Genomic DNA, 13413 nt, shown 5'->3' with positions numbered 1-13413 from the left:
GCCCAGCGCCGCCGCTTCCACGAACAGTTGCATATCGCCGAGCCGGTCCGTCGCCATTGTCTTTCCGGATTTGAAAGTTCTTCAAATGTTACGCCAATTATCAAAACGGCGGCACGCAATCAGAATGAGTTCATCGTCAATCTCATATGAGAGGTCATCATGAAACAGCAAACGGTGGTCGTGATCGGTGGACTGTCCGGCATTGGCCGCGCGGTCGCTCAACGGGCCGCAGCGGAAGGCGCCCGCGTGATTGCGGTTGGGCGGCGTCCGGCGCCTGCCGGGTGGTCGCAGGAAATCGAAACGGCCAGCGTGGATATCACGGATGAGGCCGCCGTCGAACGCTTCTTCAGCGAACTCGGCGCGCTCGATCATCTGGTCGTCACGTCAGGCCCGGTGATCAGTTCGGCGAAACTGGTGGACCTGGATATCAACGCCGCCAGGGAAGCCTACGACGTGAAGGTCTTCGGCCAGATGCGCGCGGCCAAACACGCTGCGCGTTACATTGCCAAAACCGGCTCGATCACGCTGACCTCCGGGCTGCTGGCGCGTAAAGCCGTGCCTGGCGCACTCGTCAAGGCGACCATGAACGCTGCCATCGAAAACATGGGCAAGACGCTTGCGAAAGAGCTGGCGCCGGTGCGGGTGAACGTGGTGAGCCCGGGCATGGTCGAGACCGGCATGTGGGGCGAGATGCCGGAAGCCGAGCGCAAGGCTATGGCGGCACAGGCCGGCAGCGGCCTGCCGGTTGGACGGGTTGGACAGACCGATGATCTCGCCCAGGCCTACTGGCTGGTGATGACCAACGGCTTCATGACCGGCGCGGTCGTCGATGTCGACGGCGGCGGTCTGCTGTAAATTGGACGTGGACTGATCCCGTCACGCTTTGGACGCTTGCCGCCATGTGGCCGCGCGCGTCATTCACCTGCCTGAAAAGGTCACTAAAGGAACGAACATGGATCTGCAACTGAAGAACAAACTGGCGCTGGTCAGCGGCAGCACCGCGGGCATTGGCCTGGCAATCGCCACAGCGCTAGCGCAAGAGGGCGCGCGCGTGATCGTCAACGGCCGCAAGCAGGAAGCGGTGGACAAGGTGGTGGCCGAGTTGAAGGCGAGCACCGGCGCCGACGTGTTGGGCTTCGCGGGCGATCTGAGCCAGGCTGACGTGGCCAATGAAGTTGCCCAGCGTTATCCCGATGTCGAGATTCTCGTCAACAATCTGGGTATTTTCGAGCCCAAGGCGTTCGAAGAGATTCCGGATGAGGATTGGAAGCGCTTTTTCGATGTCAACGTATTGAGCGGTGTGCGTCTTGCACGCCTGTTCCTGCCGTCGATGAAGCGTGCCAACTGGGGGCGCATCATCTTCATTTCGAGCGAAAGCGGGGTGCAGATTCCCGCCGAAATGGTTCACTACGGCATGACGAAAACCGCGCAGATCGCGGTGGCGCGCGGGATCGCCGAATCGGTTGCGGGCACCGGCATCACCGTCAATAGCGTGCTGCCGGGGCCGACCAAGTCGCGCGGCGTGGGTGATTTTGTCGACAGCCTCGCAAAGGCCGATGGCAAATCGGCAGAGCAGGTCGAGAAGGATTTCTTCGAGCACGTGCGGCCGACGTCGCTGATCAAGCGCTTCGCCACGACGGAAGAAGTGGCGTCGCTGGTGGCTTATGTCGCGAGCCCGTTGGCCTCGGCGACGACCGGCGCCGCGTTGCGCGTTGACGGCGGCGTGGTAAAGAGCGCGTTTTAACGCCTCGATCTCATCCGCTCGTGGGATCATACGGCTCACGCGAAACACGACGTCTCGCGTGAGTCATGCACAGCAACGCACAGGAGCGGATGAGATGATCGATGGACTGGTAGGTGGGCGTCTGTATGGCGAGGCCCAGATCCGCACTGGACAGAACGGCAGGCGTTTTGTGACCTGCAAGGTGCGGGCGACCACGGGTGACGGCGACACGTTATTCGTCAATGTGATTGCGTTCGACGATGAAGTTCAGACCGGACTGCTGGCATTGAGCGATGCGGATAGCGTCGCGTTGAGCGGGGCGCTGACGCCGAAGGTGTGGACCGACAAGAACGGCCTGGTGAAGCCGGCGCTCGATATGGTCGCGCATGGTCTGTTGACGGCGTATCACGTGCGGCGCAAGCGCGCCGTGGTGGGTGGCGAGAACGCGGACGCCGCCGCTGCGGGGGCGGATGCGGATGATCTGCTTTGATGGACATGGCATGGGGCTGCCACAGCGAGCAAGCAACTTCATATAAAGCCGTTTAAGCGAACCGCTTCATGCATGGCCGCTACGGAAGCCGTTCCAGGCAAGCCGCATCAAGGCAACCCTTTATGCAAACCGCGACTCGCGCGCGGCATCGCGCAGATACTCTCCAAACCGCTCGGTGACCGGCTCCGCGTCGCCCGCGCGGCGCAACAGCAGTACCTCCGATTCGAGTGTCTTCCCCTGCAACGGCAAGTAGGACACGCGGTCGTCATGCACCTGACGCAGCGTAAAAGGCACGAGCGCCACGCCCATGCCGAACTCCACCATGGTCACCACGGTCTGCCACAAGCGCGCTTCGTGTCGGATCAGTGGACTGAATCCCGCCCCGACGCACTGCGCGATGATCAGATCGTGATAATGCGGTGACACCGTGCGCGGAAACAGAATGAACGGCTCCTGCGCCAACAGACGCAGGTCGATCTTTTTGCGCTTTGCCAGCGGATGCTGCGCTGGCAGGCAGCATAGGAACGGCTCGGAAAAAACCGGCGTCGACACCACGTCTGCCGGAAAATTGCCCCAGAATGCGCAACCCATATCGATCTGCATGCGCTGGATTGCATGCACCTGCTCGCTGGTATTCATCTCCTTCAGGACGATTTCGACATTCGGATAATCGGCTTCAAAACGCTTCACCGCATCCGGCAGCCCGCGATACAGCATCGAATTCACAAAACCAATCCGCAGACGCCCAGCGAGTCCGTGCGCCGAACGTACGGTAATGCGCTCGGCTTCGCTCGCCTGCAGCAACAGACGGCGCGCTTCATCGAGCAACACCTGGCCGGCGTTGGTGAGCGCCACGCTCTTGTTAGTGCGCGCGAGCAACTGCACGCCCAGCTCTTCCTCGAACTTGCGAATGTCGAAGCTCAGCGCCGGCTGCGAAATGAACAGCCGCTTGGCCGCCCGGCCGAAATGCAGTTCCTCCGCGACGGCCACGAAGTAGCGCAATTGTTTGAGGTCCACGGGCGCCTCCGGCGTTTAAAAGCGGCAAGAACGATAAATGCCATCTATCGTACCGGACAAATCCTGTATTAGACGATTATCGATCGCGCTCCTATGCTGCTTCCACAAAGGACATCAAGGCAGCAGGAGACACCCGCATGAACGATATGACCCGCGAGCCGACCGCCGGCTCAGCCAACATCCCCGATAGCCGGGGCATCAACTTCTTCACGAGCGACCCGGATCTGGGGCCATTGCTGAAGCTTCATCTGGGCGAGGCACGGTATCGTCAGATGGAAGCGGAGCTAATTTCGCTGGGCCAGCGCGCCTCGGACGAACTGGACGCGTGGGCACTCACCGCCGACAAGAATCCGCCGCAATTGCACCATCGCACGCGGCGCGGCGAAGCATTGCAGAGTATCGACAAACATCCGGATTACGTCGCGCTAGAACGCGTCGCGTATGCCGAACTGGGGCTGGCGTCGCTGAGCCACAGCGAGCATGCACCGCCGCCGCTGGTGAAATACGCGCTGACCTTTTTGTTCGTGCAGGCGGAATTCGGCTTGTGCTGCCCCGTCAGCATGACGGATTCATTGACGCGTACGCTGCGCAAGTTCGGCTCGCCGGAACTGGTGGCGCGCTTCCTGCCCATGCTGGCTTCGCGTGACTTCGACACGCTGTATCAGGGCGCGATGTTCATGACCGAGCAGGCTGCGGGTTCGGATGTCGCGCGAATCGCGACACGCGCCACGCGTGATGCCCGTGACGCCCGAGATGCACGTGATGCACGTGATGCAGGCGACACACACAATGCGAACGGCGCGGACACGTGGCGTCTGTATGGCGACAAGTGGTTCTGTTCGAATGCCGACGCGGACCTCGCCATGGTGCTCGCGCGTCCAGACGATGCGCCGGCCGGCATCAACGGCCTTGCCTTGTTCCTGCTGCCGAAGACCTTGCCGGATGGCACTCGCAACCGCTATCGCATCGTCCGCCTGAAGGACAAGCTCGGTAGCCGTTCGATGGCCAGCGGCGAGATCGTTCTGGAAGGGGCCCAGGCATATCTGATCGGAGAAGTCGGGCGCGGTTTTCATCAGATGGCCGACATGATCAACATGTCGCGGTTGTCGAACGGCGTGCGCGCGGCCGGGCTGATGCGGCGCGCCGTGACCGAGGCGCTGCACATCGCGCGCCATCGCGAAGCGTTCGGACGCAAGCTGATTGATATGCCGTTGATGCAGCGTCAGTTGCTCAAGATGATGCTGCCGGCCGAACAGGCGCGCTCGATGTTCATGCAAATTGCGCTGCTGCTGACCAAAGCCGATGCGGGCGACGCGCAAGCGGCCAGGTGTGTGCGAATCCTCACGCCGTTGATCAAGTTTCGCGCCTGCCGCGATGCGCGTCGTGTGACCGGCGATGCAATGGAAGTGCGCGGCGGCACCGGCTATATCGAAGAATGGAGCGATGCGCGGCTCGTGCGCGATGCCCACCTCGGTTCGATCTGGGAAGGCACGAGTAACATCGTGGCGCTTGATATCGCGCGTGCCGCGAAGCGCGACGGCGCGCTTGAACCGCTGCGCACGTATCTGCAGGATCTGATGGGCGCGGCTGGATTGCCAGCGGCGAGTCTCGCGCTGTTGCGCACGACGCTCTCACGCGCATGCGATGCGGTGATGCGCGTCGCGGACTCCGGTCACGACGAGCAGGTCCGGCAAGCGGGCTCCGCGTTGTATCACGCGAGCACTGCGATATTGATGGCATGCGAAGGTGTGCAGCTCGCACCCGACTATCGACGTCTCGCGCTGGCTCATCTGGTGCTGCGCCACAAGCTGATGCCTGTCGATCCGCTCGAACTGGACGCATCGGCCGATGATACGGCCGTCCTGGATGCGCTCGTCAATGGACGTGCGCTCACGCAGCAACAAGCCATGCAGGTGTTGCCGGCAAGGAGCGCGTCATGAATGCGCCGGACGGCAAGAATGTTGCGAGTGTTACAGACAGCGCGAACGCCACGAACGCCACGAACGCCACGAACGCCACGAACGCGGCGAGTGCCTCGAATGCCGCGAATTCCGCACTTTGCAGCGGCGCAAAGCCCATTACATCCGGCGCACTGCAAGGCATCAAGGTGATCGATCTGAGCCGCGTGCTCGGCGGCCCGTATTGCACGCAGGCGCTCGCCGATCATGGTGCGCACGTCATCAAACTCGAACCGCCCACTGGCGACGAAACGCGCGGTTGGGGGCCACCGTTCTTTGGCGATACGGCGTGGTATTTCGCTGGCGTCAACCGTAACAAGCAGGGGATTGCGGTGGACCTCTCATGCGACGAGGGCCGCGCGATCCTGTGGAAACTTCTCGAAGACGCTGACGTATTGGTCGAGAACTTCAAGCCCGGCACGCTCGCGCGCTGGGGCATGGACTACGAGCTCGATCTGCGAGAACGCTTCCCGGGGTTAATCCACTGCGCTGTTTCCGGTTTCGGCCCCGATGGACCGCTTGGTGGCCTGCCCGGCTACGACGCGGTCATCCAGGCGATGGCCGGCCTGATGAGCGTCAATGGCGATAGCGATGGCGACGCAACGCGCATCGGCTTGCCGATCGTCGATATGGTGACCGGCCTCAACGCGCTGGCCGGTGTGCTGCTGGCGCTCGCGGAGCGCAACGTGAGCGGCCTCGGGCAGTCGATCGATATCGCGCTGTATGACTGCGGCGTGTCCTTGCTGCATCCGCATCTGCCGAACTATTTCGGCTCCGGGCGCACGCCGCAACGCAGCGGCAATGCGCATCCGAACATCACGCCTTACGACAGTTATCGCACCGCCACCGCGCCGATTTTTCTCGCAGTCGGCAATGACCGGCAGTTTGCCCGGCTCTGCGCGCAACTCGGCGCGGCAGAGCTAGCGCACGATCCGCGCTTTGTCGACAACCGCAGCCGGTGCGCGCATCGCACGGAATTGAAAGCCGCGCTCGAGGCACAGTTAGCGAACCACGAGTGTGAGCCGCTCGCGCGCGATCTGATGCAGGTTGGCGTGCCCTGCGGTCCGGTGCAGACCGTCGATGTGGTCGCGCGTCACCCGCATACACTGCATCGCCAGATGGTCGTGGAGATGGGGGAGTACCGCGGCACCGGCACACCGATCAAGCTGTCGCGCACACCCGCCACGTACCGTAACGCGCCGCCCTCGCTGGGCGGCGATACGCGAGCGGTGCTGGACACGCTCGGCATCGACGCGGCGACCCAGCAGCGGCTCTTTGAAGCTGGCGTACTGAAGGAGTCGAGCATTAGCGGCATGCATCACGACGTAAAGCATCCCTAAGCGAAGACGGCACCCAGAGGCCGCATCGCACGCCATAACCCAAAATATTACGGAGACAGCCATGACCCCTCACTCAGACGATCACCCCGCGGGCCGTCAACCGGCACGCGCCGCCGCCGCGGCGTTTGTCGGCACCACCATCGAGTGGTACGACTTCTATATTTACGCCACGGCTTCCGCGCTGATCTTCGGCAAGCTGTTTTTTCCAGGTAGCGAGCCGTTCTTCAGCACGCTTGCATCGTTCGGCACCTTTGCGGTGGGATTCTTCGCGCGTCCGTTCGGTGGCCTTGTGTTTGGCCATCTCGGCGACCGGATCGGCCGCAAGAAGACGCTGGTGGCGACCCTGGCGATCATGGGTGTGGGCACAGTAGGCATCGGTTTTCTGCCGACCTACGCTAGTGCCGGGGTGTTGGCACCAGTGCTGCTCGTCGTGCTGCGGGTTGCGCAGGGCATCGCGATTGGCGGCGAGTGGGGCGGTGCGGTGTTGATGGCAAGCGAGCATGCGCCGCAAGGGCGTCGCACGTTTTTCGCGTCGTTCGCGCAGCTTGGAAGTCCCGCTGGCCTGATCCTCTCGCTGATTGCGTTTCGCGCCGTGTCCTCCATGGACAAGGTTGCCTTCATGGACTGGGGTTGGCGTCTGCCGTTTTTGGCCAGCGCGGTGTTGTTGATTGTGGGCCTGCTGATTCGTATGGGCGTAGGCGAGTCTCCCGCGTTCGTGGCGCTCAAGGCGCAGCGCCGCGTGGCCGCGTTACCCGTTGGCGAAGTCATACGCGATGCGTGGCGCACGCTATTGCTGTGCCTCGGCGCGAATGTGATCGGCGTCGCAGGTGCGTGGTTCGTCAATACTTTCATGCTCAACTACACGACACAGACGCTCGGTCTGGACCGTGCCGTGATTCTGGATTGCCTCTTCGTCGTTGCGTTCATTCAACTCGGTACGCAGTTTGCGTCAGGCTGGTTCGCGCAACGCATCGGCACCGGCCGTTTTCTGAAAAGCGCGGCGGCACTCGCCATGCTCTCGCCGTATCCGATGTTTGCGCTCGTATCGAGCGGACGGCCAGTGGCGATCGTGATTGGCATCGCGCTCGCGGTGATGTGCATGTCCAGTTCCTACGCAGTGATGGCCGGCTTTATGGCGAACGCCTTCGCCGTGCGGGTCCGCTATTCGGCGATCTCGCTGTCGTATCAATTGTGCGCGGCGCTGGCAGGCGGCCTGACGCCGTTGATCGGTACGATTCTCGCGCACCGCTATCCGGGTCAGTGGTGGCCATTGGCGGTGTTTTACAGCGTGCTGGCGGCGATTTCGCTCATCTGTATCACCACGCTGGAGCGCAAGAGAAGTGCACCGGCGCAGGCGAGGGTGGAAGCGTTTTAAGGCTCGTTGATCGATTGGGAGTCGCGCAGACGGTCCGCACAAACAAGTTACCGTGAGGTGACCGGCTGCGCTGTGATCACCGATCTGATCGCCTCTGCATCGGCTGGGGTTGCCGGGTTGAAGACCACCATACTGAGATCCGGACGGCCATCGACGGCAAAGGTTGAATATTCGAACGCGATCGTCCCGGCGATGGGATGCCGCAAGTGCTTGACCGCCTCGCCGTGCACGCGGACGTCGTTCTCGCGCCACATCGTCTCGAATTCCGGGCTCAGCCGGCAGAGTTCGTCTACCAGCGCGCTGACCTGACTGGTCGCCCCGGCACGTGCGGCATCGAGGCGAAACGCGCTCAGCACGAAGCGGGCGGCGCTTTCCCAATCGAACTGCGCGGCGCGTACGCGGGGGTCGCAGAAGATGAGGCGCAGCAGGTTGCGTTGTTCCGGCGCGAGCGCCGCGTAGTCGATCAACATTGCGGTCGCTGCGCGGTTCCAGGCGAGCACGTCCCAGGTGGCGGTCCTGATTACGGCGGGGCTGGGTTCCAGTGCGTCGAGCACGCGTTGCAGTCGTGGTGTCACGCTTTCGCTTGCGTGATAGCGGACCTCCGGCAGCCGGCCCAGGCCGAGCAGGAACAGGTGCTCGCGTTCGAGGTCTGTCAGCATCAGCGCGCCGGCGATCCGCTCCAGAACCTCGGGTGAGGGAGCGCCGCCTCGGCCTTGTTCGAGCCACGTGTACCAGGTCGCGCTGACGTGGGCGCGCTGGGCGACTTCTTCGCGCCGCAGCCCGGGTGTGCGCCGGCGCGTCAACGTAATGCCAAAGGCAGCGGGGTCAAGTCTGGTGCGGCGGTCCTTCAGGTAGGCGCCCAAGGGATTGTCGTTCGCGGTTGGCATGCTCGCATCCTGTTAGTCGGTATACCCGTGTAACGTCACTACTTTACCGCGATAGCGTACACGCCAAGAATGACTCTGGTCCACTTTGGATCAGGAGAGTTTCCATGAAGGTATTTGTGACCGGCGCAACAGGCTTCGTTGGTTCTGCGGTCGTCAAGGAATTGATCAATGCAGGGCATACGGTGCTGGGTCTCGCGCGCTCGGAGACGGCTGCCGCGTCGCTTGCCGCCACGGGCGCGCAGGTGCATCGCGGTTCGCTCGAAGATATCGACAGCCTGCAACGCGGCGCACTCGCTGCGGACGGCGTGATCCATACAGCGTTCAACCACGACTTTTCAAAATTCGCCGAGAACAGCGCAGCGGAACGGCGCGCTCTGGAGGCACTCGGCGCGGCGCTCGAAGGCTCCGACCGGCCGCTGATCGTGACTTCGGGCGTTGCGCTTCTGGCGCCGGGCCGTATTGCGAATGAAGGAGATGTTCGTGCGCCTATGCCGGCATTTCCCCGTGATCCTGAAGAGATCGCGGCCTCGTTGACGGCGCGCGGCGTGCGTGCCTCTGTGGTGCGCCTTGCTCCATCGGTGCACGGAAATGGCGATCATGGCTTTGTGCCAATGCTCATCGCGGTTGCACGCGAGAAGGGCGTCTCGGCTTACGTGGGAGATGGACTCAACCGGTGGCCCGCAGTCCACCGTTTCGATGCGGCCCATCTCTACCGGCTCGTGCTTGAAAAGGGGGACGCCGGAGCGTGCTATCACGCGGTTGCCGAGGAAGGCGTGCCGTTTAGTGAGATCGCCAGCGTGATTGGCCGCTGCCTGAACCTGCCGGTGGTTAGTATCAATCCCGAGAAAGCGAATGAGCACTTCGGCTGGATCGGGATGTTCACGGCGCTCGACATCCCGGCCTCCAGCCAGCGGACGCGGGAGCGGTTGGGTTGGCAGCCTGGCGGGCCAGCGCTTCTCGCTGATATCGAGCAGGCGGGTTATTACACGCAGTCGTGACGCTTGGCGGGGGAGTGGGCAAGGGTCCACGCGCAATCCGGACTTCAACTACAGGTGTTCGGCCGCAATGGGCGCTGCGGCCTTCTTCATCAACTGACGCTTTATCCTGCGCGATTCAAGCGCTCGTACATGGTGACGCATGCTTGGCGCCACCATGTCCAATTCGGCGACGAGCCGCTCATCGATCTGCACTCACTGCCTCCTCTTGCCGGGAATCTGTCCAGCTGCGCGCCACACACAGATAGAAGCAGCGGCGGCTGCGTGAGCCGCTCTGAATCGTCGTTCCCCGTGCCACCACAGCAAGCGCGGTGCGCTTCGGCGTCATTCGCTGACCGGCCACGTGCAACCCTAAAATAGTTATCTAGCGGAGCGCCACGGAAGTTGCGCACACGCTCGGGTAGATTGCCGGCTACAAACCTCAGGTCGCGCTTCTGATCATGGCTTACGCCCGATTAAATTCAATATCCCACTAGACGCCTGGGAAGGATTTCAGACTGCTCCGGACTCGTCTTTCTTGGTCTGACGAATGTCGCGCGTGATTGGGAAATTTCTCACGCCGCGGAGCTGGGAGTGAGAGCAAACTTCGACCTCTTGTAAAGCGACGCAGTTAAGCGGCATTGCGTGCGGAGTGTTGAGGGTGATGCGATGAAGCCGAGGATCAATTTGAGCTATCCCGCCGTGTTCGCGGGCGGGAGCTTCTCAACCCAGGCATGTCACGTCGAAGCGTCGGCTCAATGCCACAGCGCTATCGGTTGCCAGGTTGGATGCGATGTACACGGCGATTAATCAAACCACCGGCCGGAACTTCGCCGACCTCGAAAGCGTGCTGGCGCGTTTGCTCGACGTGATGTTAGTCGCGTTTGGGGCGGCCCTGGCGCTGTGGATCTGCGTGCCAATCGCCGACCATTCGATTCTCGACGGCGCAGTCGTGGCGTTCGTCGCCTTTGATATGACTTTCGCCATCCTGGTGCTGCCATGGTTCGGGGTGTACGACTCGTGGCGCGGCCGCTCGAAATGGCGTTTGAGCATCAACATCGTGTTGGGCTGGGTCGTCGTGCAGGGCGGCGGTCTTGCCATGATGTTCCTGTTTCACAGCACGGCGTCTGTGTCCAGGCTCTGGTGCGTGACCTGGACCGCGATAACCGCGGCAGCGCTTGTCGCATCAAGGTTGCTCGTGCACGTGGTGCTCGGCCGGGTGCGGCGTGCAGGCCGGAATCTGCGCATGGTGGCTGTGGTGGGAACCGGTGCGCATCGTGACAGCGTGATCGCCAATATCTTGAGTTCACCGGACGCGGGTTTCCGGGTGGTAGCCACGTTCAACACGCAGCCCGGGAGTGAGCCCGATTTCCCCGGTTTGCCCTCGTTCGCGCGTCTGCAGGAGTTCGCAGACTGGGTCAGGCGTGAACAGATCGAGGAAGTTTGGCTCGCACTGCCGATGTCCGAGGAGGACGCCGCGCTCCGGGTGCTCAGGCAATTCAGCGGCGACCTCGTCAATGTGCGCCTGATTCCTGACGTGCGCGGCCTCGCGATGTTCGAACGGAACGTCGTCGATCTGATCGGTGCGCCGGCGATCAATCTGATGGCCTCGCCAATGACCCCGTACGCCTTGATGCAGAAAGCGGCGTTCGATCGGTTGTTTGCCGGGGTGGTGCTGCTGGGTCTGCTGCCGGTAATGTTGTCGATCGCGGCGGCTGTGAAGCTATCGTCGAAGGGGCCGGTGTTGTTTACCCAGCGGCGCAAAGGTGCGGATGGACGCGTCTTCCGCATCTACAAGTTCCGCTCGATGCGCTTGCATGCGGAGCAGTCAGGCACGGTGCGTCAGGCGACGCGCGGGGATCCGCGCGTTACGCGCGTCGGCGGGTTTCTGCGTCGCACGAGCCTTGACGAGTTGCCGCAGTTTCTGAATGTACTGCGCGGGGAAATGTCGGTGGTTGGGCCGCGACCCCACGCGATCGAGCATGACGATCAATACCGGACGATTGTCGATGGCTACATCCACCGTTACAGGATCAAGCCGGGTATCACCGGGTGGGCGCAGGTCAACGGTTTTCGCGGGGAGACCGACGCATTGAAAAGATGCAAGGACGGGTGGAACACGATCTGTACTACCTGCGTAACTGGTCGTTCGGACTGGACATGCGGATCGTCTTTTCAACGGTGGTGAAGGGGTTACGGCACCGGAATGCATATTGAAACGTAGCGCACTTACGTAGCTTGACGTATCTGAATCGAAAAGTACTACTAATCGAAGCAAGGCATGTCGTTCGATGAAACATGGATAGGGCCGAGCGCTTGTTTGCAGCATGAGCGGCTTCGGCACGCTCGCTTGAAGAATAGGTTGAATACGATGTTAGCGGTGACTCTCACCAAGCCGGTCTGTCGGCTTGGGATCTCGATGGCGGCGGTTGTTCTGCTGACTAGCGCGTGCGCCGTTGCGCCGGGCATGCGGATGCAAACATCGCGACTGCAGGATACGCCGGATTCCTCGAATGCTTCCGTCTCCTCCGGAGAGACGCGTGCGAACACGGCAAGCGAGAAGGCGGACGCGACGTCAGGGACGCCGGAGATCGCTATCACCGAGCTCGACGCCGCGCTGATCTCGCGCCTTGGGCAGAGCCGGAAGCAGCAGCAACTCGAACTGTCGCAAATGCTGTCCGGCACGCCGCAGGCCTACGTGGTCGGCGCTGGAGACGTATTGCAAATCGTGGTCTGGGACCACCCGGAGTTAGCGGCCGCACTGGGTTCTTCGCAGACGCAGTCCTCAGCGCGACCCGCCGATCCGCTTGCGGGATTCGTCATCGACCAAAACGGCGACCTCACTTTTCCGTATGCGGGCACGCTGCACGTGGCCGGTTTGCGTACGGACGAGATACGGCAGTCTCTGAGCGGCGCATTGGCGAAATACTTCGTTAAACCACAGGTGACCGTGCGCATGGCTTCATACCGGGCGCACCAGGTGTACGTCGATGGTGAAGTCCGTAGCCCTGGCGCACTGGCGCTCAACGACGTCCCCATGACGCTCTATGAGGCCGTCAGCCGCGTCGGCGGTTTCAGCGAGACCGCTGACCAGAGCGATCTTGTGCTCGTGCGCGACGGGCAGTCGCACCGCGTGAATCTGACGCAAATGCTGGATCAAGGCTTGAGCCCGTCCCGGCTGTACCTGAAAGCCGGGGATGTACTGCGCGTGATGTCACGCGACGAAAACGACGTGTACGTGATGGGCGAAGTGAACAAGCCGGTTTCCGCGATTCCGCGCAGAACCGGACGTATCACGCTCGCCGATGCGTTGTCGCAGGCAGGCAGTGTGAATGCCTCGACGGCCGACGCTGCCCAGATGTTTGTGATTCGCGGTTCGCTGACGGGCGAGCCGCAGGTCTTCCGCCTCGACGGTCATTCGCCGGTTGCAATGCTGCTCGCCAAAGATTTCGAACTGCAACCGAAAGACGTCGTGTATGTCGACGGCAGCGGCCTGGTTCGCTTCAATCGTGTGCTGAGCCTGCTGATGCCGCTGATCAGCACCGGTTTGACAGCGGGAGTCATTGCGAAATGACCGCCGTTTTGATGGTGTGTGAAGGCAACGTTTGCCGGAGCCCGGTTGCGGCCGCGTTGCTGACCCAGGCTTTGC

The 13413-nt window shown here is 62.1% G+C and carries 10 protein-coding genes and 2 pseudogenes; 9 read left to right on the top strand and 3 right to left on the bottom strand.

The window, feature by feature from the left end:
* Nucleotides 1-159: 159 nt before the first annotated feature.
* The 3 genes from WCA85_RS31415 (at nucleotide 160) to WCA85_RS31405 (ending at nucleotide 2213) form a co-directional block, all read left to right on the top strand.
* Nucleotides 160-855 carry an SDR family oxidoreductase gene (locus WCA85_RS31415; RefSeq protein WP_424068980.1) on the top strand — a complete coding sequence of 232 codons (696 nt, stop codon included), beginning with the start codon at nucleotides 160-162 and terminating at the stop codon, nucleotides 853-855.
* Between the two features lie 97 nt (nucleotides 856-952).
* Complete coding sequence (locus WCA85_RS31410) at nucleotides 953-1744, top strand: SDR family NAD(P)-dependent oxidoreductase (RefSeq protein WP_424068978.1); 792 nt, start codon at nucleotides 953-955, stop codon at nucleotides 1742-1744.
* 94 nt (nucleotides 1745-1838) lie between these two features.
* Nucleotides 1839-2213: a single-stranded DNA-binding protein gene (locus tag WCA85_RS31405; RefSeq protein ID WP_424068976.1), complete on the top strand. Its 375-nt coding sequence runs from the start codon at nucleotides 1839-1841 to the stop codon at nucleotides 2211-2213.
* A gap of 120 nt (nucleotides 2214-2333) precedes the next feature.
* Here WCA85_RS31405 and WCA85_RS31400 read toward each other — a convergent pair whose 3' ends face one another.
* The gene (locus WCA85_RS31400; RefSeq protein ID WP_424068974.1) at nucleotides 2334-3230 is read right to left on the bottom strand and encodes a LysR family transcriptional regulator; all 897 of its coding nucleotides are present in this window, start codon (nucleotides 3228-3230) and stop codon (nucleotides 2334-2336) included.
* A gap of 137 nt (nucleotides 3231-3367) precedes the next feature.
* Between WCA85_RS31400 and WCA85_RS31395 the strand changes: the two genes are divergently transcribed.
* From WCA85_RS31395 to WCA85_RS31385, 3 genes are all read left to right on the top strand, one after another.
* On the top strand, nucleotides 3368-5170 hold the full coding sequence (locus WCA85_RS31395; RefSeq protein ID WP_424068972.1) for an acyl-CoA dehydrogenase family protein: 1803 nt from the start codon (nucleotides 3368-3370) through the stop codon (nucleotides 5168-5170).
* Entirely contained in the window at nucleotides 5167-6528 is a 1362-nt protein-coding gene (locus WCA85_RS31390; RefSeq protein ID WP_424068970.1) for a CaiB/BaiF CoA transferase family protein, read from the top strand. Before WCA85_RS31395 ends, WCA85_RS31390 begins: the two co-directional genes overlap by 4 nt.
* 61 nt (nucleotides 6529-6589) lie before the next feature.
* A complete protein-coding gene (locus tag WCA85_RS31385; protein ID WP_424068968.1) occupies nucleotides 6590-7903 on the top strand; it encodes an MFS transporter in 1314 nt (437 codons plus the stop codon).
* A gap of 47 nt (nucleotides 7904-7950) precedes the next feature.
* On the opposite strand, the gene WCA85_RS31380 is transcribed toward WCA85_RS31385, so the two are convergent.
* Nucleotides 7951-8790, bottom strand: coding sequence for a helix-turn-helix transcriptional regulator (locus tag WCA85_RS31380; RefSeq protein ID WP_424068966.1), 840 nt, complete (start codon nucleotides 8788-8790; stop codon nucleotides 7951-7953).
* Between the two features lie 104 nt (nucleotides 8791-8894).
* Here WCA85_RS31380 and WCA85_RS31375 point away from each other — a divergent pair, with 104 nt between their 5' ends.
* Nucleotides 8895-9788 (top strand): SDR family oxidoreductase, encoded by an 894-nt coding sequence (locus WCA85_RS31375; RefSeq protein ID WP_424068964.1) that lies wholly within the window; start codon nucleotides 8895-8897, stop codon nucleotides 9786-9788.
* 99 nt (nucleotides 9789-9887) lie between these two features.
* On the opposite strand, the pseudogene WCA85_RS31370 reads toward WCA85_RS31375, so the two are convergent.
* Nucleotides 9888-10228, bottom strand: a pseudogene (locus WCA85_RS31370) (hypothetical protein); the annotation flags it as partial.
* A gap of 329 nt (nucleotides 10229-10557) precedes the next feature.
* Here WCA85_RS31370 and WCA85_RS31365 point away from each other — a divergent pair.
* Both WCA85_RS31365 and WCA85_RS31360 read left to right on the top strand, forming a co-directional pair.
* A pseudogene (locus WCA85_RS31365) lies at nucleotides 10558-11981 on the top strand (undecaprenyl-phosphate glucose phosphotransferase).
* A 154-nt stretch (nucleotides 11982-12135) separates the two neighbouring features.
* Nucleotides 12136-13338 (top strand): polysaccharide biosynthesis/export family protein, encoded by a 1203-nt coding sequence (locus WCA85_RS31360; RefSeq protein WP_424068982.1) that lies wholly within the window; start codon nucleotides 12136-12138, stop codon nucleotides 13336-13338.
* Nucleotides 13339-13413 lie beyond the last annotated feature (75 nt).

This window comes from Paraburkholderia sp. (assembly GCF_049581445.1).
Lineage (GTDB): Bacteria > Pseudomonadota > Gammaproteobacteria > Burkholderiales > Burkholderiaceae > Paraburkholderia.
This window is presented reverse-complemented; position numbering and strand designations above follow the sequence as displayed.

Coding starts and splice junctions, on each gene's coding strand:
- WCA85_RS31415 (WP_424068980.1), top strand. CDS start 160: ATGAAACAGCAAACGGTGGTCGTGATCGGTGGACTGTCCGGCATTGGC.
- WCA85_RS31410 (WP_424068978.1), top strand. CDS start 953: ATGGATCTGCAACTGAAGAACAAACTGGCGCTGGTCAGCGGCAGCACC.
- WCA85_RS31405 (WP_424068976.1), top strand. CDS start 1,839: ATGATCGATGGACTGGTAGGTGGGCGTCTGTATGGCGAGGCCCAGATC.
- WCA85_RS31395 (WP_424068972.1), top strand. CDS start 3,368: ATGAACGATATGACCCGCGAGCCGACCGCCGGCTCAGCCAACATCCCC.
- WCA85_RS31390 (WP_424068970.1), top strand. CDS start 5,167: ATGAATGCGCCGGACGGCAAGAATGTTGCGAGTGTTACAGACAGCGCG.
- WCA85_RS31385 (WP_424068968.1), top strand. CDS start 6,590: ATGACCCCTCACTCAGACGATCACCCCGCGGGCCGTCAACCGGCACGC.
- WCA85_RS31380 (WP_424068966.1), bottom strand. CDS start 8,790: ATGCCAACCGCGAACGACAATCCCTTGGGCGCCTACCTGAAGGACCGC.
- WCA85_RS31375 (WP_424068964.1), top strand. CDS start 8,895: ATGAAGGTATTTGTGACCGGCGCAACAGGCTTCGTTGGTTCTGCGGTC.
- WCA85_RS31360 (WP_424068982.1), top strand. CDS start 12,136: ATGTTAGCGGTGACTCTCACCAAGCCGGTCTGTCGGCTTGGGATCTCG.